This is a genomic window from Acinetobacter sp. WCHAc060025 (genome assembly GCF_004209355.1).
Lineage (GTDB): Bacteria > Pseudomonadota > Gammaproteobacteria > Pseudomonadales > Moraxellaceae > Acinetobacter > Acinetobacter wuhouensis.
Genome location: NZ_SGSX01000012.1, coordinates 66,857 through 92,384, shown reverse-complemented (window position 1 = coordinate 92,384; position 25,528 = coordinate 66,857). Strand labels below are relative to the sequence as shown.

Here is a 25,528-nt window from a genome sequence, read left to right as displayed (position 1 = left end):
TTATTTTATAGCGATCTGAACAATCTGATTCTGCTTAATGAATCAATAATTGTTTGATCAATGGTAAGTTTGCTGAACTTGTCGCAGCCAAGATCAAACTATTATTGGAGAGTAAACTTGTCCATTTTTGATTCCCACCCATCCCGCAGTTATAACTAATCAAACGGGCACGATTGTTATTTAAATAGCCATATTCTAAATCAAAACATTTTGAACCTTGTTCAATGCGTTGTAATGTAGAATTAATCATCCAAGCCTGCGCTGAACTCTCATTATTACATGATGCAAGATTGATCACACCAGTCTGACTTGCTAAACATTGATCCATATATTTCTTACTATGGATTTTACCCATCGCATCATAAATCCATTGTTCAGAGTCATCCCCAGTACAAGCACTTTTACCACTGATGTAGGCATTTAGCTTGCCATCAGACAATGTTTCTACCTTCAAACAGTTGGTTCCATTTTTTAGACTAGAAACTTCATTTAAATTAAAATCACCTTCTAATTCCAATTGTTTTACAAAGGCTTGGAAGGCTTCAATTGCTTCAGTGTTACCACTTACAAGATCTGAACGATAGACATTCACCCAACGATTTAAACGATAGAGCTTAATCTGTTGTTGTGTATAACGGATGACTTCAGATTGCGCATTTGCACTAAGTTCATCTTTAAATAAACGATAAGAGTCGAACAATAATCGTGCTTGAGCATCTAGTTTCACTACAGCCTTACCCATATTTGCGACAAGTGCATTGTCCAGTTGTGGCATTTCTATCGCTCTTAAAGCTGAATAACCCTTTTCACGACCAATTTCAACAAAAGGGTTCATTGGTACATCATTGATAGGAATATCAATGTTGGACAATTGAATTGCCTGCTCACCTTCTTTTTGACAGTATAAGTTGACATGTCTAGGTTGGTCTTCTTGTGCCAAATTAATGTGAAACTTATTGGCATTACCCGCGTCTTTACCCGTCATACGATTTGGAGAAAGAGCAATATTTTCAGCAGGACGTCCTGAATATTGAACATTCAGCCAGCAATTTGCAGCTGTGCTATTGGTATTGGCTTGTGGTAAATTAAATACATTACCCCAGTTTCCACGTGCTGCTGGATAAACAATTCCAACTTGTTGTACAGGATCATAACCACCCAAAATCGTATAAACTGGCACACTGAACAAACGTGGTTTTAAAAAGTTTCCATCTTGGCTGTTGTACCAAACATAGCCTGACTGTGGCACTTTTGGTTGGGCATTTTCCATTGTACGAGTGGTAGAATTCCATTTTTTATAGCCTGTATTTGAATCCTTATCCCAAACATATTTATCAAATGCAGGTTGAATTTTCAGCCATGCGCTATATCCAGTATAATGTGTGTACTTAGAAATGCTACTTGCAGAAGCCCCCCCTGACATCGCATCCCAACCATAAGCATAAAGGTTTTGGAAATTTGGTACACCATTGCTACCATCACCTAGGTTGGTATTGCCCCAGTTAAGATTGCCACGCATTTTGTTACGATATGCGATATACCCCCAACCACTGTCCGCATGATGTGCAGCCCAGAAGTAATTACTCCCCGATTGACCTGGATAATGCCCAAGCCCGTAATGGTGTCCAATTTCATGACTAAATTCATTTCCAATAGAATCAATCAATGTCAAAATACCATTACCACCACTTAGCCCGTGGTTTGATTCACCATTGGCATATTTACCACGTGCATGATGAATCACTACACTTTGAGTCACTTGTGGTTGATCTTGACTCTGCATAGATGAGCTTGTTACCCCCCAATTTGCAAGGTTAATACCTGTACTAAATGTTGATTTAGCAGTGTTTTCACGCATATCACCGCTATAGACACCACCATCCGTCACACTGACAGAATCATAAATCGTACCATTGGCCACCATGACCCGATCTAATTTCATTTCATCGTATTTGCTCACAATCATTCGTGCAGCAGGGATGGTTTGAAAATAATCTGTGCCCGCTTTTTCAGGCTCAAGCAACATATAGTGTCCACTTGACTGTGGTGCTTTGGTCAACAAGCCTAAACGAATACTTTGCACGACCAACTCACCTGGTGCTGCAAAGTCAATGTCTGCCTCACCTAATGTTCCACTGCGTTGATGCTCAGGATCAACGACTTTGATCGACAAACCTGCTTTCACTTCTTCCCAAGTTAAAGCTAGGCTCCATGCTTGTTTTGAATAAGATACTCGTGGTCGACTGTCATTATTCGATTGATCCGAAACAGCTATACGGGAGGGTTCCTTCAACTTAGCAGTCCGGACAAGCCGATTCCCTTGATAAATCTCTACTTGTAATTGATCCAAATCCCCCATTGCTGGATGAGGTGTCACCAAAAGTAAAGCCTCCTTTTCCGAGGTTAAACGTGGCATTTTATCCTGTTCATTATTTTTGGGATTAACTACGTGACTTTGTGCAAATTGCACCATTGCATTAAAACTACCAATTAAGTCATTACGCAATAAACGATTTCCACCCTGTGCATTAAAATCGTAAAAGCCAAGCAAAGTTTTTTCAGCAACATCCTTCTTAGGCTCAGGATATTTTGAAATTGGTGTACTCGGGCCAATTGGCGTACTTGGAATACTGGTATCTGGCTGAATTGGTGTACTTGGTCCAATTGGCGTACTTGGAATACTGGTATCTGGCTGAATTGGTGTACTTGGTCCAATTGGCGTACTTGGAATACTGGTATCTGGTTGAACTGGTGTACTCGGGCCAATTGGTGTACTTGGAATGCTGGTATCTGGCTGAACTGGCGTACTTGGTCCAATTGGTGTACTTGGAATGCTCGTATCTGGCTGAACTGGTGTACTCGGACCAATTGGCGTGCTTGGAATACTGGTATCTGGCTTTTCATTTGAACTACCTGAACCATTCCCCGACGAATCACCACCAGTGGAGTCACCTGAGCCATTATCTGATGAACCTCCACCAGTAGAGCCTCCTGAACCACTACTTGACGAACCGTCACCAGTAGAACTATCTGAACCATCTCCAGGAAGCTCATTGGTTCCATTTCCTGGATTTTCTGGTACTTTCGAAGGTTTATCTGCTTCATAATAACCTTCACTTCCCCCGCCTCCACATGCGATTAACATCGCTGAAAGCGTACAAACGGTTAAGTACTTAAACCTTAATTGCATCACATATCCTACCTATATTTATAACGCTTTATCTCTATTTTTAATTTTTGAGATTCAGTTAAAAATTAATTTATTTTCAACATTTTAAGATAACACAATACCTAAAATTAAGTATTTTCATTTTTATTTAGGTCAGAGAATTATTTTCTGAAATTATGATTAAAAGCAGAATAAGAACTTATATTTTCATATTTATTATTTTTAAAATGCGCATAAAAAAGAAGACCCATTTACATAGATCTTCCTTTTAGAAATAAGTATTTTTATAGTTGAATTTCGCGATTTATTGTCGAAACTCACGAATTGATAAATGTCCTAACTGACCACGCCAAATCCATTTTAACTGGCTATCTTCAAAACTGTCGCCCTCAAACCATACAAACAAGCCTTCCATCATTTCAGGCCAATCTGTTTGATCAATATGAGTACGCTTTGAAATCACCGCAATAATTGCTGCGAGAATGGTGTCATGACTGACAGCCAAGCTGATTCCATTAACATTGGTTGGATGTGTGTCATAAATCAATTCCAATACATCAACCACACCATTAATTGGGTGCTTCATTCCAGGCAAAGCATTATTCACAAAACTATTGATAAAACCTAATGCACCTTGCTCTCGAAAAAATGGTGCAGCTTGTTTAATGTCTAGAACAAAACTACCAGGCTCTACAAGCAGCCCTTTTTCCACAATTTCAATATGATGGGTATTATTTTCAGGTGAGATGTAATCCGCACCTTGAATCATCAAAGCAGCCGTATCGACACAACGTTGAATCGGGCTAGAAATACAGTGCTGAATCACACGGTCTGTATTATCAATTAGATAAGAGCCCCAAGCTTGAGCCAAATCACGACCTTGCATCGTCAATTGTAAGTCATAGCCAGCCAAGCCCTGCCCACTCACCATTTCACGAATCGAATGACGAGTAAATAACGTGACAGGTGTTTTTGCATCAGGCAATAAATCGATTGCTTTCAGCATGCTTTTCGGCAATAAATCTAAAGCCATAACAACTCATAACTCTTTTTGTGACTTGCTCCACTATAACATAAGGAGCGAAAGCCTCAATCTAATCTAAATTGATTCCAATTGCTATAAAATTGATATGCTTATCGCACTAAAGGCTAACATTAGATAAGGCTTCTAAAGCAATTTGTTTATTCTCTTGATTTCTATAGGCAATAAAGCCTTCATTTAACAAAGTATCTCGCTGATTGTATGTGAATGGCACAGCACCTAAACTCAGTAAACCACCACCGATACTTTCTAACAACCCTTGCCCTGCACTGGTATCCCATTCTGAGGTTGGGTGAAAACGCGGGTAAATGTCAATTTCGCCCTCAAGCATCATACAAAACTTATATGCACTGCCTGCTTCACGACGAATCACAGGTGATTCTTGTTCTATAAAATCAATATATTGCTGATATTTTGGATTCTTACTGCTGTGGCTTAAGCCAACTTGAATTGCATCTCGCTCTACATCTTTAAACTTACAATAGCGTTCCCAAGTATTCTGGGTAAATGAATATTTATAAGGTAATTCAGTCAGATAACCGATATACATGACTTGTTCTGTCGGTACAGCGATAATCGAAAGTATAGTTTGATGTTCTTGAATCAAACTCAGGTTAATGGTGAATTCATCACGCTCATGAATAAATTCTTTCGTACCATCCAATGGATCTAGCATCCAACAAGTTTGCCATTCATGACGATTCGAATTATCACTTTCTTCAGACAGTACAGGAATGTTCGGGGTAATTTCAGCCAGTTGTTTGAGCAAGTAACTATTAACACGTAGATCAGCTTGCGTCACTGGAGAATGGTCATCTTTCTCATCAATTTTGAAGGCATTTCCATCGCAATAATTTTGGTATTCTTCAAGTAGGATTTGACTTGCATGTGCCAAAATCGGCACCAATTTTAAAATTTGTTCATCTTGTGGCGCTTGGGTAGTAATAAACATCAGGTCTGACCTAAATGAAGTCTGATTTATGCTCAAGCCTAGCATTTTTTTATGTTAAATGCATGAATTTGAATATTTACAAAAGACCTCTACGCAAATCGATTTTTTAGTTCAAAGCATATTCAAAAGAATACAGAAAGTTCCTTCTCCCTTTGGAAGAAGGCTAGGATGAGGGCTTTAAAAAAACCTCTCCCACTTGCGAAACGATGTTTCTCATCCTTAAAGGAGAGGGAACATTCAATATTGATTCAAAACTTGCCGAAACTAACATTCGCATGAAGTCTAATATGTTATGCAAAAGTATGAGTATGATCTTAAGGTCAGCATAAAACTACCCAATACCTGAGCAATTCACTATACTAAGCCTTGATTTAAATGCACTTGAAAGTTGAATAATATGAAACCTATTGTGATGTTTGACATGGACGGCACACTGCTCGATTTAGCTTTTGATGATCTGATTTGGAACACCAAACTGCCAGAACGCCATGCAGCAACACATCAATGCTCACTCGAACAAAGTCAAGCAACCTTAAAAGCATTCTATCAACAACACAATCACACCCTGTGCTGGTATTCTTCAAAATACTGGACAGAAAAAGTCGGTGTGGATGTTTTAAAACTGCAATACGATTATCAAGATAAAATTGCACCGAGAGTCGGATGCTTTGAACTACTCAAAGAATTAAAAACACAAGGTTATCGTTGTTGGTTGCTCACAAATGCAGATCAAGCAGGTTTAAAACTTAAACTTGAAAATATTGATCTCAGCCCTTATTTTGAAGTGATGATCAGTAGTGAAGAAATTGGATATTCCAAAGAATTTGTTGAGTTTTGGCAAATTCTACAAGAGAAACACCCTTTTGACCCACAATATGCATGCTTAGTCGACGATACCGCGCCAGTGCTCAAAGGCGCTGAAAATTTTGGGATTCAACATTTAGTGACAATTGCCCAACCATCAAGTGGACGCGCTGCACGTCATGCTTTAGAGTTAGAATATCCTGCAATCAATCACTTAACTGAACTTTTACCATTATTAGAGAAAATTCAAAATAAGGATGTCGATGTCAAAACAGCTTGAAAAACCTATCGTTGAATCAATGCGTGTAGACAAATGGCTTTGGGCTGCACGCTTTTTTAAAACCCGTTCGATTGCCAAAGCTGCAATTGAAGGCGGTAAGGTTCATCACAATAATGAACGTGTTAAAGTCTCTAGAGAAATTAGAGTGGGAATGGAACTGACCATTCAGCAAGGTTTTGATCGTAAAACCGTGGTGATTAAAGCGCTTTCAGCGGTTCGTGGTGGTGCGCCGATTGCGCAACAACTTTATGAAGAAACTGAAGTCAGTGTTGCACGTCGAGAGTTGATTTCCACCCAAAGAAAATTGCATAATCTTGCCCGACCTGATCATCGACCAAGTAAAAAAGATCGACGAGATATCAGTAAATTTAAACAAGAAAATGATCAACAATTTGACCAAACTTGGTCTTATGATGATGACTAAATTGGTTTAGGTTAAGCGCGACACATTATGTCGTACAAATGTTTTTTTAACTTCTTTTAATATAGAACCGTTTTTTGTTTTCTGTCACTATAACTGCCGTGGACGAAAGATCTAATTTAATCACATCCACTTAAGATATTAGTCACTGAAAAGATAAGTGAAGCACATCGTTTTTGAGGTTTACGAGATGGATGATAACAAAAGCAAGGCACTCAATGCTGCCCTAAGCCAAATTGAAAAACAATTTGGTAAAAATACAGTCATGCGTTTGGGTGACAACACTGTTCAAGCCGTTGAAGCTGTATCTACAGGTTCTTTAACACTGGATATCGCACTTGGTATTGGCGGTTTACCGAAAGGTCGTATCGTTGAAATTTACGGCCCTGAATCTTCTGGTAAAACCACAATGACTTTACAAGCCATTGCGCAATGCCAAAAAGCAGGTGGAACTTGTGCCTTTATCGATGCTGAACATGCTTTAGATCCACAATATGCACGTAAACTAGGCGTAGATATTGACAATCTTTTGGTATCACAGCCTGACCATGGTGAGCAAGCGCTTGAAATCGCTGACATGCTGGTTCGTTCAGGTGCGATTGATATGATCGTTGTCGATTCTGTTGCAGCTTTGACCCCTAAAGCTGAAATTGAAGGCGAAATGGGCGACTCGCACATGGGCTTACAAGCGCGTTTGATGAGCCAAGCATTGCGTAAAATTACAGGTAATGCCAAGCGTTCAAACTGTATGGTGATCTTCATTAACCAAATCCGTATGAAGATTGGTGTGATGTTTGGTAGCCCAGAAACCACAACTGGTGGTAACGCATTGAAATTCTACGCTTCTGTGCGTCTTGATATTCGTCGTATCGGTCAAGTTAAAGAAGGCGATGAAATCGTCGGTTCTGAAACACGTGTCAAAGTTGTGAAGAACAAAATGGCACCTCCGTTTAAAGAAGCTCTATTCCAAATCATGTATGGTAAAGGTGTTAACCATCTTGGTGAATTGGTTGATCTTGCGGTTGCACAAGAATTGGTTCACAAAGCAGGCGCTTGGTATTCTTATAATGGCGATAAAATTGGTCAAGGTAAAAACAATGTGATTCGTCACTTAGAGGAAAATCCTCAATTGGCAAATGATCTTGACCGCATGATTCGTGAAAAACTATTAACAACTGCTGTTGTGACTGAAGAAAAAGATGAAGAAGAACCTGAGTTTTTAGATGTTTAATTTTATAAATTGAGCGTCTAAAAAATTAGAGTTCCATAAAACGCCTTTCGGGGTGTTTTTTATTTCTGAATGTTTCTTTTATTGTATAGTTAAGCTTGAATAACATCTTTAGAACCTATCATAAAAGCCAAAAATCAATTACTAATGGGTATGAAATTAATATTGAAAGTCCCTTCTCCCTTTGGGAGAAGGTTAGGATGAGGGATCTTAAATAGAAAACCTCTCCCTAACCCTCTCCTTTAGCCATGTATGGCGCAAGAGAGGAAACATTTAATATTGATTCAGACCTTGCCGAAACTAACTTTAGCAAGAAGTCTAATAACTGAATTTCAAATACCTGCAATAACAACAACCGAATCACCTTAAATTGAATCATTATGCAAAAAATATTAAAACGACTTTGTGAATCACTATTCTTTCAAGCACCGTCGCTTTCAACAGCAACTTTAAAACAGCATTTTGAAAATAAAACCATTCTGATTACGGGTGCAAGCTATGGTATCGGTGAAGCATGTGCGACTCATTTAGCACCAATTCAATGTCAACTGGTTCTAGTCGCACGAAGTACCGATAAACTGACAACTTTACAAAAACAACTTACACAACAAGGACAATGTCAGATTGAAATCATCAGTGCTGACCTTTATCAACCCACTGCTGCTGAAGACATTTTTCAACACTTAAAAGCCAAAAATATTCAGGTGAATATTCTGATTCATAATGCTGGAAAATCAATTCAACGCTCAGTTTGGGAAAGCTTAGATCGCCCACAAGACATTGATCGAACGATTCATATCAACTACATCAACCCTGCTCAGTTAACACGCCTATTACTGCCGGATCTTAAAAAGGCGCAAGGTAAAGTCGTGATTGTATCCACCATCAATGCCAAGTTATTTGCCCCACCACTATGGTCAAATTACCAAGCGTCTAAAACCGCGATGCAACAATGGATTCTATCCATTCAGCCAGAGCTTGCAGTTTATGGTGTAAGCGCCAGTTTGATTTACCTACCGTTGGTACGAACACGTATGATCGAACCAACCAAGCAATATAATCAAATGCCAGCAATGCAAGTTCAAGTTGCAGCTCAAGCGGTGCTTTCAGGTGCTATTTCCCATAAAAGACAATGGCAACCTTGGTGGCTTCCCTTTGCAAGTGTATTAAGTAAAATCTTTGCTACGCCAATTTATTATTTTTACCTACACTGGCTTAAACGGAAGCAAAACTAATGCAAAGCTTGATGTCTATGAAATGGATATTCTGGATTAAATGGCTGCTCAGTCTATGTCTGAGTTGTATCAAGCATGGTATTCATTTATATAGCCTTTTAGATGCATTGACACGGATTCAGAAAGATAAGATTGCTTTTATTATTGATGATCAAAGCATTCCTTGTAGCGCACTCAAACAAAGAACCGATCAACTGATTCATCTCTGGAATTCACCAGAAAATAGTCAATTGCTCCCACAACAAATTGGACTATTGCTACAGCAAGACTTAGATGGACTTGCGTCTTTATTTGCACTCAGTCGCTTAGGTAAAGACATTATTATTCTCAATCCAAATTTAGTTGCAGATAAACTGCAAACACTGATTGAACAGAAACAACTGTATTTGATCGGAAATAAGGAAGATATAGACCGACTCAATGTGCAACTCTATACTACCATCCCCTCAAAACTTGAAAATATTGACACATCCATCAGCAAGATTAAAAACCATTATTTTGCAAAAATTAGTGTCTGCTCATCAGGTTCAACAGGTGTGCCTAAAGTTGCAACACGTAAATCCGATCCATTACAAAGTTTGCCTTTGTTAGATTTGTTATTAAGAAAATTAAAGTTTTTACAGATTCAGAAAATATTTGTAATGACACCGATTTGCCATGCAGCGGGTTTGACCGCAAGCTTAATGGCTTTCAGCTTTAATAAAACGGTCATTTTACAGCAACGTTTCAATGCTGAAACAGCCAGTCAACTGATCGAACAACACCAAATTGACAGTTTGAATTTAGTTCCCACGATTTTATATCGCCTACTGGCGTCCAATGCACCTTTAAAACCTGTCAAATATATCATTTCAGGCAGTGCACCATTGAGTCGCCATCTCATCCTACAACTCGTGAAAGAATATTCTAATATTCAGCTATTTAATCTCTACGGCAGTTCAGAAACTGGGATTAATCTTTTCGCCACACCTGATGACCTAAAAAGTCATCCCGAAAGTATCGGCAAAGCCATCAAAGGTGTCGAAGTCAAAATTACGGATCATGATGGAAATATTTTAGCACCTGAGCAAATTGGAACGCTTTGGACAAAATGCGCATGGTCAATTCAACCTAATCGATGGATGCATTGTGGTGATTTAGCCATGTACGATCAGCACGGTTATTTCTATTTAAAAGGTCGTCAAGATGACATGCTGATTTGTGGTGGAATTAATGTCTACCCAATTGATTTAGAAAATATTCTCTATCAACATTCAGCCATTCAATATGCCCAAGCTTATGCTATTTCTAATCACGAACTTGGGCAATGTTTGGCTGTCAATATTATCTGTAAATCACCAATAGAAATCGCCGAATTACATGATTGGATCAGTGATCATGCACCACGATATTTAAGACCTAAAACCATCCAAATCATTGAAAATATTGCGACCGATAGTATTGGCAAACCAATCCAATAAATAATGCTCATCCGTACAGCATTTACACTGTTAAATAAATAGATTCAGGCTAAACTAAAAAACTACTTTACCAATCCATGCACCATGTTAAGTGATTATGAGCCAAGCTAAATTTCCCAAAATGTTAGATTATGAAAAATTAAAACAGCAATTTGGCGAATCCTCTACTGAATCAGATCGTCATTCTAAATACGTGAATCAAAAACTTGATCACAACATAGAAAACGGTGCAGAACAAAGCGCTCAACTCTATGCTGAACAGCGGTTTGAAAATGATTTTAATGCACAAGATGACAATGCATTTAACGCCGAACAAGATCTTGCGCCTAAACCCAAAGGGCTGACAGGTACGCGCTTACGTTCCTATGCATTTGCAGTACTGGCGCGTAAAGAATACTCAAAGGCAGATTTAATCGAGAAATTAGCCACTTGGGCGCAAGATCGCGATGAAGTCCTGACTTTAGTTGAAGAACTTTCTGCTAATCATTACCAAAGTGATCAACGTGTGGCTGAAATGACCGTACGAAGCCAAGTGCGTAAAGGCAAAGGGCCAAATCGGATCAAACTCGCCCTTCGTGCCAAATATTTAGATAAAGAGCTGGTCAAGGAAGATATTGCTGAAATTGATTGGTATGAGCAGGCCTACCAACTCAAAGTTAAAAAATATGGTACTGACGTCAGCAAAGATCCGAAAATCAAAGCCAAACAAATTCGCTTTTTACAATATCGTGGTTTTGAAATGGATGCGATCATGAAAGCAATTTCGAAAAAGACAGATGAATGATCAAAAGTTTGATGAATAATTTAAAATTAAATTTTTAGAGATTGTTTAAGCAGAAATGAATTAGAGAATGTTGAAATAAAACACTATATTATAATTTTTAAAACTGGTGGCAACCCTACTAGCAAAACCTCGGCACATCGTAATTCTGATACCGTTGCTACCTTCCGGTCCTGGCGGGGTTTTCAGAGTACAATTGCGAAGCCACCAGCAGGGCTACCATTGCAAGAACAGAGTATAGAGATTTTTTATTTTCTTTCAAGCCAAACATTGTCTTTTTCACAAGTTATTCATTCGTTTGCTTATTTCACAATCAAAATACTTATAAATGGCTTTTAAACATACAATTTCAAACCATTATAACGATATAAATGAGTTGGCTATCAGCAAATAATTTACAGAAATCTTCATAATTGAATGAAAATTATCTCAAGATTGTAAATGCGTCTTGCAATTCATTCCCTAGCCGTTTTTAATGAGAGCAATTATTGATTTTCAATACGTAATTCTACGATTTGAAAAATTTTGACTTTAATGGATTTAAAATGATGCTAAAAAAGCATGCCCTATTTTCTATTGCACTACTCAGCTCTGCAACCTTATATGCAATTCCAATAGAATCTCGTGGTCTAAGTGATAGCTCGACATCAGCCAATAATATTACAAATTCAGCCTCACCAATTGCGGGTAATATGAACTGGGATCTGATGCAAAAAAACCAACAACTAGAAAATCAAATCCGTGAATTGCGTGGCAAGATTGAAGAGCAAGATCATGCAATAGACCAACTCACAAAAGAACTTACTAATCGCTACACCGACTTAGATCAACGCCTTGAATTATTAAACCAAAAACTAGAACCTGAAAATACAGAGCAAACTGAAGCCCCAGCTGAAAACACCTCATCAGCAAATGCTACCTCGGCAGATAACAATACAGCTGCTGTCGTACCCGCAAAGCCTATCAACAATACAACCACACAGAAGCAAAACACGACAGCTACAGCCGAAAACAACACCAATACCAGTGATCCAATCGCCCTTGAAAAAGCAGCTTATACCATTGCCTTAGATGCGTATAAAAAAGGTGGTGCGAAACAAGCCATTGCACCAATGCAAAATTTTATTAAAAACTACCCAAACAGCATCTATACAGGCAATGCGCACTTTTGGTTAGCAGAATTCAATCTCGCGATTGAACCTGCGAACTATAATGAAGCAAAGAAAAATTATGAAACAGTTGCGTCAAAGTTCCCAAACTCTTCCAAAGCTTCACGCGCTTTATATCAGCTTTATAGCATTGCCAAAGATGTAAATAAAAACACACAAGCAGCGAATGTCTATAAAACCAAACTTTTAAATACCTATCCGAAATCTGAAGAAGCAGGTTATTTTAAAAAGAGTTAATTGACGTACAACCCATTATGAATTGCCATAAAAAATGCCTCAATCAATGAGGCATTTTTTATAAAAAAATATAGAAATCAATAAGCTTAACGAACTATACCACGTTTAGATTCTAATACAGAATCAATCAGCAATTGTGCTTCTTCAACCTCAGGTAAAATATCTTGGCGAATACGCTCAATGGCTTGCTCAGTCGTTAAACCTTCTTTATAGATTAGTTTAAATGACTCTCTTAAGCCTTGAATCACATTCTTAGACCAACCTTTACGACGCATTCCTTCAACATTCATACCAAAGGCATGTGCAGGATTACCTGATACCATCACATACGCAGGAACGTCTTTAAGAATCAATGAAGCTCCACCAATCATGCTATAAGAGTCAATCTTACAGAATTGATGAATACCAGAATTTCCACCAACAATAACAAAATCACCAATGTGGACATGACCCGCAATACCGACATTATTTGCAAATATATTATTGTTTCCAATAATACAATCATGCGCAACATGAGTATTGACCATCAATAGGTTATTACTACCTAGCTTGGTAATTCCTTTATCCTGCACCGTACCACGATGTAAACTGCAATGTTCACGAATTTTATTGTTATCGCCGATTTCCAACCAAGTTTCTTCGCCTTGATATTTTAAATCTTGGCAAACTTCACCCACACTGGCAAACTGGAAAATTTCATTATTTTTTCCAATTCGAGTAAAACCACCAATCACAACATGCGAATGGAGTTTAGTGCCAGCATCAATCGTCACTTGAGGACCAATAATGCAATAAGGTCCTATTTGGACATCGGGTGCGATTACCGCAGAAGAGTCAATAATCGCTGTTGGGTGTATTAATTCGTTACTGCTCATGCCTGCTCTAATTTCTGATGAGAAATGATAATTTCAGCGGTTGCTGCTACCACGCCGTCAACACTGGCAGTACATAAATATTTGTAAATGCCACGTTTTTGCATAAGTAATTCAGATTTTAACACGAGTTGATCACCTGGTACGACTTGTTTTTTAAATCGAATTTTTTCTGCGCCAGCAAATAAGAATAAAGAACCAGGTCTTGGTTTTTCATTATTCATGATAAAACCAAGTACACCTGAAATTTGCGCCATTGCTTCCACAATCAAAACACCTGGCATAATTGGATAACCAGGAAAATGACCTTGCATAAACTCTTCATTAATTGAAACGTTCTTGTAACCTACAATCCCGTTTTCTGAAACTTCTGTTACACGGTCAACGAGCAAAAACGGATAACGATGCGGAAGATACTCACGAATCGTTTGAGTTTGCATGGGTAATTCAGGAACCGTAAAAGGTAAAGATTTAGATTCAGTCATAATTATTTACGCGACTTTAAAGTTGATTCAATGGACTCTAATTGAGCCTGCATATGATCTATTTGTTTCACCAATTTGGTCAATGGCACATCTGCTAATTGTCTCAGACGAACAACTGTTCTTTTCCAATGGTTTGTTTCAAATTGCCCTGTTCCAGATGAATAAGAACCAGCTTCAGAAATATTTTTTGTCACCATTGACATTCCAGTAATTGTTACATTATCTGTGATATTAATGTGACCAACCACACCTACAGCACCCGCAAGAATGCAGTTTTTGCCAATCGTCGTACTTCCTGCAATACCACACTTCGCAGCAATGGCTGTATTCTCACCAATCTGTACGTTATGTGCGATTTGCACAAGGTTATCAATAATTACACCATCATGCAGAATTGTGTCATCTAAAGCACCACGATCAATACTACAATTTGAGCCGATTCGGACATCATTTCCAATTCGGACAGAACCTAATTGCGCAATACGATTCCACTTCCCTTGGTAAGGTGCAAAACCAAAACCTTCGCCACCAATCGCAGTATTTGAGTGAATGCGTACACGATCAGCAATTTTCGTTTGACCCGTAATCGTGACTTGCGAATCAATAAAGCAATCTTTACCAATTTCAACACCATCATCTATACGTGTATTAGATTGAATAATGGTATTTACCCCAATTACGCAATCATCACCAATCACGACATAATGACCGATATAAGCATCATCAGCAATAATCGCAGATGGGGAGATTTGCGCAGTACTTTCAATACCACGTTTTAAAACTTTAGTTTCAAATACATGAGTTAAAATTGCGAAAGCAAGATATGGATTAGCAACGACGATAAAATTATGATGTGTTGTCAACTGATTTTTCAACTCCGCGGTGACAATTAATGCCCCTGCTTTCGAGTTTAAAGCTTCATTTAAATATTTATCGCCATTCACAAAAGCAATATGATTTGGCTGAGCTTGTTCTAAACTGGCAAGACCATTTAGAACAAGATCAGATTGACCAATTAACTCACCTTGAACAAGTTGAGCTAATTCATCGAGTTTATAACGATGTGATCTCATTGATTATTTAATTGCATTAACCTTTTGGATCATTTTAGCAGTTAAATCATTCTTTGCGTCATAAGCAAGTGCTGAATTTTTATTCAAAACAAAGTCTAAACCTGCTTCTTGGCGTAATTGTTCAGCAGCTTGCTTCACACGCGTCTCAAAAGTTGCATTGGTGTTTTGAATTGTAGTTTGCACTTTAGTTTGCACGCCTTGTTGAATGGTTTGAAACTCATTCACTTTTGCTTGGTATTGTGCATTGATTTGCTGCACATTCGCACCTTGAGCTTGAGCCTTCTGTTTTAAAGCTTCAATATCTTTGGTAATTTGTTCAAGCTTAGTCGTTTGAGGTTTAACAGACTGTTCTAAGCTCGCATTTTGCTGTTTTAAGTAAGTACTACTTTCAACCACTTTCTCTAAGTCAACCACACCAAAACCTGCAGCTTGAACTAAACCTGCAAAACCTAGACCTAAGCCTAAAACTGCCATTTTCATTGTTTTCATACATATTCCTTGTTCATATTCACTATAAATAAGAGATCGCACTTAGAAAGTACGACCAATCTCGAATTGGATGTTTTTGGTTTCATCACCTTGCTTATCATTCAATGGATATGCATAACTGAGTGAAAGTGGACCAATCATCGTAATCCATGTAAAACCTACACCGACACTATAGCGCATATTGTTGAAATCAAAGTCGTAATTGTCTTTACAGTACTGTTTAGCATCCGTTGGGGTTTTAGAACCATCTAAATAAAGATCACCAGTCGCTGTACTACAGTTCGTATCAAAAACTTGAGCACCTTCTGCAAAAATCACAGGACGAATTTGACGTGCCCAATCCCCTTTGAATGGAACAGGTAAGGCTAATTCAGTACCAAATTGAATCAGCGCATTACCACCCACTTCTTCTGGATCATAATCTTTAGTTTTACGCTCATTATAGGTCACACCTGGGTAACGCGGACCCAAGGTACTGTTGTCATAACCACGTACAGATCCAAAACCACCCGCATAAAAGTTTTTATAGAATGGCAAATCATTACCATAACCTAACTTTCCATAACCACGCCAAACAAAATCATGCCCCAATGGGAAGTATGTTTGCGCATCATAAGTGACTTTTTGATATTCAACATCACTGCCAGGTAACGCAATCTCGGCATTAACACGATGTGAAGTCCCCTTAGTTGGGAACATCGGACGGTTCAAGGTATTATATGACCAGCCTAGATTTAAATTATAAGTAAGATATTTACCTTCAAAGGCATCCTTATAAGTCTCTTCAGGAACTTTACACTTTGTTCCCGTAACGACATCTTTACCAGTTGTTGGATCTTTCTCAGTAATCTCCTCTAATTGACTTTGACCTTTATCATCTGTCGGACAATATGAACTAGTATGAGTTGATTTACCACCATTCGCTAATAAATAATCGCGAACATAAGTTGATACATAAGCACCCGTCGTTACTTTAGTTTGATCAATATTTAAACCCGCACTAATGTTTTGATTTTCATCGATTGGATAACCAAAAGTAATCCCACCACCAATACTATCTGTTACATAGTTATTGACGTTATAGTCATCATTTAGCTTAGTTTTACGGTAGTACATATTATAACCACGACTTACACCATCAATAGTGAAGTACGGGTCTGTAACACTTAAGTTATAATAATCTTGGGTTTCAGAACGTGATAAATCGATCGCAACACGATTACCCGTTCCCATAAAGTTAGTTTGACTCAAACCAGCTTGGAATGTAATACCACCACTTTGCGAATAACCCACAGCCAAAGTACTGGTACCTGAATGTTGCTCTTCTACAGTGATATCCAAATCCATTTGATCTGGCGTATTTGGAACACGCGTAGGTTTAATATCGACTTTACTAAAGAAACCTGTACGCTCTAAACGTACTTTTGACAAATCAATCTTTTCATTACTTGCCAATGCGCCTTCCATTTGACGCATTTCACGACGTAAAACCTCATCAGCAGTCTTTGTATTACCTTTAAAGTTAATACGACGTACAGTTACTTGCTGACCCGGATTGATATAATAATTAAGATCCACAATATGTGTTTCATTATTAATTTCAGGAACAACATTCACTTCAGCGTAGTAATAGCCCGCATTACCGTATTTACGTAAAAGTAATTGCTTAACGGCATTCACTTTTTCTTGAGAATAGGTTGAACCATCTTTATAAATTTGCAGTGCTTTTAATTCATCTGGTTTATACAGTGCATCACCAAGGAATTTCGACTCGCCAAATTTAAATTGCTCACCTTCATTTACGGAAACTTCAATAAAGATATGCTTTTTATCTTCACTCAAATTTAGATTTGAGCTATTCACATCAAAGTTGATATAACCTTTATTCAGATACAATGCGCGTAATGATTCTAAACTTGCAGACATCTTTTCACGTGCATAACGGTCATTACGTGAAAGTACTGACAACCAGCCACTTTCTTTAACAGCAAAAGCCTGTTTAATGTCATCATCAGAAAAAACAGTATTACCAATTACGTTAATATCAAATACTTTCGCAGACTTACCTTCATTAAAGTTAACATTTAACTCTACACGGTTATTCGGCTGTGCAACTTGGTCTACTTTAATATTTGCATCGTAACGACCTTGTTGAGCATATTGTTGCTCAAGCTCGGTCTCTAGCGTTTGTAATGAAGATTTTTTGAGAACTTCACCCTCAGCCAATCCCATTTTCTTTAAACCATCTTCCAAAGCTTCTTTTGGAATCAGCTTATTGCCTTTGAAATTAATTTTTGAAATGACTGGACGCTCAATCACCTTAAAAACCAAAACTCCATCTTGGTTAGATGCTTGAATATCATCAAATAGATTTGAGGCATACAATGCGCGAATCGAATCCGCAATCGCAGCATCATTGACACGGTCACCACTATTTATTGGTAAAAGTGCAAGAACATTTTGTTGCGTTAAACGAACCAAGCCATCGACACGTATATCACGAGCAATGAACTCATCTGCCGCTTGTACTTGCTGTACAGCTGCCATAGCACTAACGAGCGCCAATGGCATAAATAAATGTGAGTGCTGCATGCCTATTATTTTCCAGTAAGTTAATCCGCTATTACGTTATAAACGCATAAAATCATTAAATATCGCAAGAAGCATCATGCTTCCGAGCAATACCATACCAATTTTTAGTCCAACCAATTGTATTTGTTCAGAAACAGGCTTACCACGAATTGCTTCAATTATGTAATAAACCAAATGACCGCCATCTAACATCGGGATTGGCAATAAATTTAAAATACCCAAACTTACACTCATCAAAGCCATAAAGGAAATAAAGGTTTGCCACCCCATTTCAGCACTTTGACCTGCAACTTTAGCAATGGTAATTGGACCAGATAAGTTATCCAAACCAATCAAACCGCGAACCATTTTCACAATAGAATTTAGAATCATGGCTGAAAGCTGTCCAGTTTTTTCAACTGCAACAACAAATGCTTCAGCAGGATTATATTGAATCGTTTGCTTATATTCCGCAGGAATCGAAAGTTTACTTGTCTGAGCTTGTACCCCCAACATTCCCGTCACGTTGCCCATATTGTCACGTTTGCCTTGTGGCATGACTTGTAAATGTACAAGCTGTCCTTGGCGCAACACATCAACATTAAGTAACTTTTCAGGTGATTTTTGTACCACATCTACCACATCAAACCAATCTTTCATTTTGACTTGATTGATTGAAATAATTTGATCACCTTCTTTCATACCTTGACGAATCGCAGCCCCATCTTCACTCAACTTATACACAGTCGCAGGAATATGTGGGCGATAAGGGGTAAAACCTAAAACATCAAAAGGTGATTGGCTTTGATCCTTTAAAAATGCTTGAATTGGCAATGCAAAGCTTTTTGCCTGACCGTCACGTTCCACTTGAACATCGATATGTCCAGTTTCTCCTACACGATCAACAATGGCATAATTGAGTTTTTCCCAAGTCGTTGCCTGAGTGCCATCAATAGCAACAATTTTATCACCCACTTGCATTTGAGCAGTTGCTGCAGGTGTATTGGGTAAAATCGCACCAACACGTGTATTCAACTGTTCTTGCGCAGGTAAAAATAAAATCCAAAACAATAAAATCGCAAAAATGAGATTAATGAAGGGTCCTGCTGCAACAATGGCAATACGTTTCCAAGGTGATTGACGATTAAATGCAAACTGTAAATCTTCTGCACTGACATTGCCTTCACGCTCATCCAACATTTTAACATAACCACCAAGTGGTAATGCTGAAAGTTGGTATTGGATACCTGATTTCTTTGATGTCCATTTTAGTAATGTTGGTCCAAAGCCTATAGAATAAACCAAGACCTTGACACCCAGTTTACGAGCAACCCAATAATGACCAAACTCATGAATTGCAATCAATGGGCCCAGTAAAAAGATGGCAGCAACAATGATAAATAGAACACTCATGATCAGCTTTCCAATTGGGTAATACGTTGCGAAGCAACTTGTCGAGCAAGTTGATCAGTCTGCAAAATCGTGTCAATCGAGTCTGCTGAACCATTTTGAACGTGATTTAAGCTATGTTCAACCACTTCAGGAATATCTAAAAATCCAATTCTTTCTGCTAAAAATGCGGCAACAGCCATTTCATTGGCAGCATTCAGAATTGCAGGTGCTAAACCACCTTCTTTCATTGCATTACGTGCTAAACGAAGCGATGGGAAACGCACAACATCGGGTTCTTGAAAATCAAGCTGAGAATGTACAAATAAGTCTAATGGTGGCACATGTGTAGTGATACGCTCAGGCCATGCAAGTGCATGCGCAATCGGCGTACACATATCAGGATTACCCATTTGAGCCAAAGTTGAACCATCCACATATTGAACCATTGAATGAATAATACTTTGTGGATGAACGACGACTGTAACAAATTGTTCTTTAATTGAAAATAAATGACACGCTTCGATCAATTCTAGACCTTTATTCATTAAAGTCGCAGAATCAACTGAAATTTTACGCCCCATTGACCAATTGGGGTGCTTACACGCCTGTACAGGCGTTACATTTTTTAATTCATCTAAACGATGATTCAAAAAAGGACCACCAGAAGCAGTCAATAACACCTGTTTCACCCCTAGTTGAGGTTCACCATGGCGTTCGATTTGTAAATAATTTTGAGGAAGACATTGGAAAATTGCATTATGTTCAGAGTCGACAGGTAGTAATAACGCTTGGTGCTCTTTTGCTGCTTGAAGCATCAAATCCCCAGACATTACCAGCGCTTCTTTATTGGCAAGTAATACACGCTTACCTGCTTTAACCGCAGCCAAAGTTGGCAATAAGCCTGCCGCCCCAACGATCGCAGCCATCACCACATCCACTTCAGGATGTTCTGAAACAGCAATTAAACCTGCTTCATCGGTTAAAATTTCGATATTTTGAATATTTTCAGCTTTAAAATATTGTTGCAGTTCATCCACTTTTTGTGATGGAACAACAACGCATTTCGGTCGATACTGTTTGCATATTTCAGTGAGTTCATTTATTCGACTATATCCAGTGACTGCAAATACTGAATATTGATCGGGATGCTGTTCTAAAATTTTTAAAGTACTGCGCCCGATAGACCCTGTTACACCTAATATACAAACAGATTGTGACATCTATAAATCTACACCAATAAGTTTTAAAACATACATGCCTGCTGCAAAAATTGGAGCTGCAGCAAGTAATGAATCGATACGATCAAGTACACCACCATGACCTGGTAGAATACGACCTGAATCTTTAATTCCAGCACGGCGTTTGATCATCGATTCAAACAAATCACCGAGTACTGAACTAAACACTGTCACAATAGATAAAACAAGAAAAAGGATATGTTGTGAAAGCGTTAAATGGAGATAACTTGCTTGAACTGCAATAATAATAATTGCAACTGTCACAATTCCCCCAAACAAACCTTCAATTGATTTGTTTGGACTTACATCAGGTGCAAGTTTTCTTTTGCCAAATTTACGTCCAACAAAATATGCACCACTATCTGCACCCCAGACCAACAGGAACAAATACATCAACCACCAAGGCGATTGATTCCATACATATAAAACTGCAGTAATCGCAGCACTGATTAATACCAAGCCCACAATATACAAAGTGGCATTGTACCAACCATCATATTCAGGATATTGTTTTACCCAATAAAGACTACACAACCATGTCAAAATAGAAGCACTCCAGAGAATGAGTGCTAAATCATTATAATACAATGCTAAACCTGAAACTAAAGCCGTGATCAAACCAAAGCCGGCAGCTTTGATTTTGTTTACGCCCTCAGACTCATGTGGCATGAGTTTAAACCACTCATAACCAGCTGCCCCAGCTGCGACAATCATTAACCCGATCATTGGATATGGTGACTTTGTTGCAAACATACAACTCAAGACGACTGCCACCAAAACCAATGCGGTTATAATCCGCTCTAACATTATAAATTCTCTATATGTTCTTGTTGAAGTTGTTCAGAGGTTTTTCCAAAACGTCGCTCACGACCTGAAAAAACATTGAACGCATGATCTAACTCTTGAACAGTAAACTCAGGCCATAAGGTATCTGTGAAATACAATTCAGCATAAGCTGCCTGCCAGAGCAAAAAGTTAGATAATCGATAATCACCACCAGTACGAATCAACAGATCCACTGCTGGCAAATCCCCTAAACTAATTTGTTGTGCAAATAATTCAGTATTAATTTGATTCACATCAATATGTTGATCTTTAACTTGTTGCGCAAGTCGACGAGCAGTATCGGCAATATCCCACATACCACCATAACTAATCGCAATTGTTAACGTCATGTTACTGAACTTAGCAGTCATTTGTTCTGCATGCAACATTAATTCACGTAGCGCTAGAGAAAGCCGACTACGGTCACCAATAAATCTCAATGAAATCTCAAACTTCACCATACGCGGAATTTGTTCATGAATCGTGTCTTCCAACAATTTCATTAACAAATCAACTTCGTATTGTGGTCGATTCCAATTTTCACTGGAAAATGCAAATACAGTTAATGCACGTACGCCTACTTTGCGGCAATGCTCTACAATCGGATCAAGGACATTTTTTCCTTCACGGTGCCCATCACCTTTTTGTAGTTGTTTCTTTTTTGCAAAACGATTGTTGCCATCCATAATGATGGCAACATGTTTTGGAAGATGATTGTCTTCAGTTGTGGTCATCAGAAATCTTAGACCTTCATCAATTCAGCTTCTTTAGCAGCTAAACGTTTTTCAACTTCAGCAACAAATTTGTCAGTAATTTTTTGAATATCATCACCTGCACGACGCTCATCATCTTCAGAAATTTCTTTTTCTTTCAATAACGCCTTAATATCGCCCAAAACATCACGGCGAATATTACGGATCGCAACTTTGGCATTTTCAGCTTCAGTACGTGCAACTTTCTGCATGTCTTTACGTGTTTCTTCAGTCAAAGCTGCCATCGGCACACGAATCGCATCAGCTGTAATCGGGTTCAAACCTAAGTCAGACTCACGAATGGCTTTATCAATTGCACTCACCATATTACGTTCAAAAGGTTGAACCAATAAAGTACGTGAATCTTCAACACCTACGTTTGCAACTTGGTTTAATGGTACGTCAGAACCATAGTAAGGAACCATAACACCGTTAAGGATTGATGGATGCGCACGACCTGTACGAACCTTTGCAAAACCATGATCCAAAGACTCGAGTGATTTATTCATACGGTCTTCAGCGTCTTTTTTAAGATCGTTAATCATATGATCTTCCTTACTTATTTATCTAAATGTGTATAACGTAAAATTGCAGTAGTATAAAGAGCTTTATAGCTCACGTCATTAATTCAAATGAACTTGGTTAAAATAACTTTCATTCAAATGATTAATTGGTAACGTGAGTGCCCTCTTTTTCACCCATAACCACAGAAAGCAAAGCACCAGACTTATTCATATCAAAAACTTGCAATGGCACATTGTGGTCACGACATAAGCAAATTGCAGTTAAATCCATAACACCTAGTTTCTCATCTAAAACTTGATCGAAACTTAAGGTATCGTATTTTACAGCATCATCATATTTGCTTGGGTCTTTATTGTAGACACCATCAACTTTAGTTGCTTTTAAAATAAGGTCTGCTTCGATTTCAATACCACGTAAACATGCAGCTGTATCTGTCGTGAAGAATGGATTACCTGTACCCGCTACAAATACACATACTTCGCCTTGCGTTAAATGACGAATTGCATCACGGCTTGAATATGATTCAACCACAGCACCGATCGGAAGCGCTGACATTAAACGTGTTTTGATATTACGACGCACCAATGCATCACGTAATGCCAAACCATTCATTACAGTTGCCAACATACCCATTTGGTCACCTGTTACACGACCAACCAGACCATCTTTTTGCAACTGGCTACCACGATATAAGTTACCACCACCCACGACGATACCGACTTGCACACCTAAACCGACCAAATGCGCAATTGATAATGACATTTGATCTAAGACTGGAGCATCAATCCCCATGTCTTTATTTCCTGCAAGCGCCTCACCTGAAAGTTTCAGCAAAATGCGCTCATAACGTGGCTTTTTAGAATCTAACATCACAAAACTCCAATACTCATATCTACAATTTATTTAAAATTTTATTTATCTTTAGATCATTCAATTTTGAATCTAAACGTAATGCATTTAAGCTGATTTGATCTTGATTAACTTTGCAAATAAATCATATTCATCTGCATCGGTAATTTCGACTTCTAATAAATCACCTGCTTTGATCACTGACTTATCAATATCTTCAACAAAGACATTACCATCAATTTCTGGTGCATCTGCATAAGAACGTGCTACAGCAACTGGGAATTCTTCTTCCAAGTCATCAACCAATACTGTCATGGTTTGACCAATACGGCTTTGAAGTTTCTCAGCTGAAATCGCTTGTTGAACTTCCATAAAACGTTCATAGCGCTGTTGTTTAATCTCTTCAGGCACATGATCTGGAAGATCGTTTGCTGTTGCACCCTCTACAGGTGAATAGGTAAAGCAACCCACGCGATCAAGTTTGGCTTCTTGCAGCCAGTCCAACAACATTTGGAAATCTTCTTCGGTTTCACCTGGGAAACCAACTACAAATGTTGAACGAATGACCAATTCTGGGCATTTTTCACGCCATAATTTTAGACGTTCCAATGTATTTTCACTGTGAGCTGGTCGCTTCATCAACTTTAAGATGCGCGGACTGGCGTGTTGAAAAGGAATATCTAAATAAGGAAGAATTTTGCCTTGTGCCATTAAATCAATCACAGCATCCACATGTGGATACGGATAGACATAATGCAGACGCACCCAAATTCCAAGCTGACCGAGTGCTTCACACATGTCATAGAATTTAGTTTTTACAGGCTGACCATTCCAAAAATCCAACTTATATTTGGTGTCTACACCATAAGCTGAAGTATCTTGGGAAATGACTAAAACTTCTTTTACGCCCGCTTTCTTTAGCGCCTGAGCTTCATTGAGTACAGAACCTACTGGACGAGAAACAAGATCACCACGCATGCTTGGAATAATACAGAATGTGCAACGGTGGTTACAACCTTCTGATATTTTTAAATATGCATAATGTTTTGGGGTCAAACGAATACCTTGTTCAGGAACAAGGTCAATAAAAGGATTGTGTTTCGGTGGTTCTGGAACGTACTCATGTACCGCTTCCATCACTTCTTGGTATGCCGCTGCACCTGTTACTTTTAAAACATTTGGATGCATTTGGCGAATTTTATCTTCATCTTTACCTAAACAGCCAGTCACAATAACACGGCCATTTGCACTCATTGCTTCGCCAATGGCGTCGAGTGACTCCTGTACTGCAGATTCAATGAATCCACATGTATTTACAACGACAAGATCAGCACCATCATAATCCGATGCTACATCATAACCCTCAGTCTTTAACTGAGTTAAAATTCGTTCAGAATCTACCAATGCCTTAGGACAACCTAAAGATACAAAACCGACTTTGGGGGACTTCATGAATTACGCTCCACTATATTCCGCGTATTGTATGACTTTTCTAGAGATAAAAATAGGTAGAAAAGGTACTCTTTATCCATTGCACCAAAATAAAACCAAGTCGAATATTAATTTCTTACAATGCACCATTTTGGAACACTATAATCATAGCGTAGTATATCTCTCGATGTTAAATCTTTAACTAAGAGCGATTTATGCGCATTTTTTATAAGTCGTGTAAGAAAACT

At 38.4% G+C, this 25,528-nt stretch carries 22 protein-coding genes and 1 other RNA gene; 7 read left to right on the top strand and 16 right to left on the bottom strand.

Going from position 1 to position 25,528, the window contains the following annotated elements; translation table 11 throughout:
- Positions 1-34: 34 nt before the first annotated feature.
- The 3 genes from EXE09_RS11660 to EXE09_RS11650 all read right to left on the bottom strand — a co-directional run bounded on the left by EXE09_RS11660 (position 35) and on the right by EXE09_RS11650 (position 5,163).
- Positions 35-3,190, bottom strand: a complete 3,156-nt coding sequence (locus tag EXE09_RS11660) for a M66 family metalloprotease (RefSeq protein WP_130117380.1) — start codon at positions 3,188-3,190, stop codon at positions 35-37.
- 283 nt (positions 3,191-3,473) lie between these two features.
- Complete coding sequence (locus EXE09_RS11655; protein ID WP_130117379.1) at positions 3,474-4,202, bottom strand: histidine phosphatase family protein; 729 nt, start codon at positions 4,200-4,202, stop codon at positions 3,474-3,476.
- Positions 4,203-4,311: 109 nt separating this feature from the next.
- Positions 4,312-5,163 carry a 3'(2'),5'-bisphosphate nucleotidase CysQ family protein gene (locus EXE09_RS11650; RefSeq protein ID WP_130117378.1) on the bottom strand — a complete coding sequence of 284 codons (852 nt, stop codon included), beginning with the start codon at positions 5,161-5,163 and terminating at the stop codon, positions 4,312-4,314.
- Between the two features lie 397 nt (positions 5,164-5,560).
- Here EXE09_RS11650 and EXE09_RS11645 point away from each other — a divergent pair, with 397 nt between their 5' ends.
- The 6 genes from EXE09_RS11645 to EXE09_RS11620 all read left to right on the top strand — a co-directional run bounded on the left by EXE09_RS11645 (position 5,561) and on the right by EXE09_RS11620 (position 11,375).
- Complete coding sequence (locus EXE09_RS11645) at positions 5,561-6,247, top strand: HAD-IA family hydrolase (protein WP_130117377.1); 687 nt, start codon at positions 5,561-5,563, stop codon at positions 6,245-6,247.
- Positions 6,231-6,671, top strand: a complete 441-nt coding sequence (locus EXE09_RS11640) for an RNA-binding S4 domain-containing protein (protein WP_130117376.1) — start codon at positions 6,231-6,233, stop codon at positions 6,669-6,671. The genes EXE09_RS11645 and EXE09_RS11640 overlap by 17 nt, the downstream gene beginning before the upstream one ends.
- 187 nt (positions 6,672-6,858) lie before the next feature.
- Positions 6,859-7,899, top strand: a complete 1,041-nt coding sequence (gene recA / locus EXE09_RS11635; RefSeq protein WP_068974623.1) for a recombinase RecA — start codon at positions 6,859-6,861, stop codon at positions 7,897-7,899.
- Positions 7,900-8,276: 377 nt separating this feature from the next.
- Entirely contained in the window at positions 8,277-9,131 is an 855-nt protein-coding gene (locus EXE09_RS11630; RefSeq protein WP_130117375.1) for an SDR family NAD(P)-dependent oxidoreductase, read from the top strand.
- A gap of 17 nt (positions 9,132-9,148) precedes the next feature.
- The gene (locus EXE09_RS11625; protein WP_130117374.1) at positions 9,149-10,591 is read left to right on the top strand and encodes a class I adenylate-forming enzyme family protein; all 1,443 of its coding nucleotides are present in this window, start codon (positions 9,149-9,151) and stop codon (positions 10,589-10,591) included.
- A 97-nt stretch (positions 10,592-10,688) separates the two neighbouring features.
- Entirely contained in the window at positions 10,689-11,375 is a 687-nt protein-coding gene (locus EXE09_RS11620) for a regulatory protein RecX (protein WP_130117373.1), read from the top strand.
- 113 nt (positions 11,376-11,488) lie between these two features.
- On the opposite strand, the gene ffs is transcribed toward EXE09_RS11620, so the two are convergent.
- Positions 11,489-11,585: signal recognition particle sRNA small type (gene ffs, locus EXE09_RS11615), an RNA gene on the bottom strand.
- Between the two features lie 332 nt (positions 11,586-11,917).
- Here ffs and EXE09_RS11610 point away from each other — a divergent pair.
- Positions 11,918-12,778, top strand: coding sequence for a YbgF trimerization domain-containing protein (locus tag EXE09_RS11610; protein WP_068974620.1), 861 nt, complete (start codon positions 11,918-11,920; stop codon positions 12,776-12,778).
- An 86-nt stretch (positions 12,779-12,864) separates the two neighbouring features.
- On the opposite strand, the gene lpxA is transcribed toward EXE09_RS11610, so the two are convergent.
- From lpxA to rimO, 12 genes are all read right to left on the bottom strand, one after another.
- Positions 12,865-13,653, bottom strand: a complete 789-nt coding sequence (gene lpxA / locus EXE09_RS11605; protein WP_068974619.1) for an acyl-ACP--UDP-N-acetylglucosamine O-acyltransferase — start codon at positions 13,651-13,653, stop codon at positions 12,865-12,867.
- Complete coding sequence (fabZ, locus tag EXE09_RS11600) at positions 13,650-14,135, bottom strand: 3-hydroxyacyl-ACP dehydratase FabZ (protein WP_068974618.1); 486 nt, start codon at positions 14,133-14,135, stop codon at positions 13,650-13,652. The genes lpxA and fabZ overlap by 4 nt, the downstream gene beginning before the upstream one ends.
- Positions 14,136-14,137: 2 nt before the next feature.
- Positions 14,138-15,208, bottom strand: a complete 1,071-nt coding sequence (lpxD, locus tag EXE09_RS11595; protein WP_130113104.1) for a UDP-3-O-(3-hydroxymyristoyl)glucosamine N-acyltransferase — start codon at positions 15,206-15,208, stop codon at positions 14,138-14,140.
- 3 nt (positions 15,209-15,211) lie between these two features.
- Positions 15,212-15,697, bottom strand: a complete 486-nt coding sequence (locus tag EXE09_RS11590; protein ID WP_068974616.1) for an OmpH family outer membrane protein — start codon at positions 15,695-15,697, stop codon at positions 15,212-15,214.
- 42 nt (positions 15,698-15,739) lie between these two features.
- Positions 15,740-18,289 (bottom strand): outer membrane protein assembly factor BamA, encoded by a 2,550-nt coding sequence (gene bamA, locus EXE09_RS11585; RefSeq protein ID WP_068974615.1) that lies wholly within the window; start codon positions 18,287-18,289, stop codon positions 15,740-15,742.
- A gap of 36 nt (positions 18,290-18,325) precedes the next feature.
- Positions 18,326-19,681, bottom strand: coding sequence for an RIP metalloprotease RseP (gene rseP / locus EXE09_RS11580; RefSeq protein ID WP_130117372.1), 1,356 nt, complete (start codon positions 19,679-19,681; stop codon positions 18,326-18,328).
- 2 nt (positions 19,682-19,683) lie between these two features.
- Positions 19,684-20,880 carry a 1-deoxy-D-xylulose-5-phosphate reductoisomerase gene (ispC, locus tag EXE09_RS11575; protein WP_130117371.1) on the bottom strand — a complete coding sequence of 399 codons (1,197 nt, stop codon included), beginning with the start codon at positions 20,878-20,880 and terminating at the stop codon, positions 19,684-19,686.
- Complete coding sequence (locus EXE09_RS11570; protein WP_068974612.1) at positions 20,881-21,705, bottom strand: phosphatidate cytidylyltransferase; 825 nt, start codon at positions 21,703-21,705, stop codon at positions 20,881-20,883.
- Complete coding sequence (gene uppS, locus EXE09_RS11565) at positions 21,705-22,457, bottom strand: polyprenyl diphosphate synthase (protein WP_130117370.1); 753 nt, start codon at positions 22,455-22,457, stop codon at positions 21,705-21,707. Before uppS ends, EXE09_RS11570 begins: the two co-directional genes overlap by 1 nt.
- An 8-nt stretch (positions 22,458-22,465) precedes the next feature.
- Positions 22,466-23,020 (bottom strand): ribosome recycling factor, encoded by a 555-nt coding sequence (frr, locus tag EXE09_RS11560; RefSeq protein ID WP_068974610.1) that lies wholly within the window; start codon positions 23,018-23,020, stop codon positions 22,466-22,468.
- A gap of 121 nt (positions 23,021-23,141) precedes the next feature.
- A complete protein-coding gene (gene pyrH, locus EXE09_RS11555) occupies positions 23,142-23,870 on the bottom strand; it encodes a UMP kinase (protein ID WP_068974609.1) in 729 nt (242 codons plus the stop codon).
- An 87-nt stretch (positions 23,871-23,957) separates the two neighbouring features.
- Entirely contained in the window at positions 23,958-25,301 is a 1,344-nt protein-coding gene (rimO, locus tag EXE09_RS11550) for a 30S ribosomal protein S12 methylthiotransferase RimO (RefSeq protein ID WP_068974608.1), read from the bottom strand.
- Positions 25,302-25,528 lie beyond the last annotated feature (227 nt).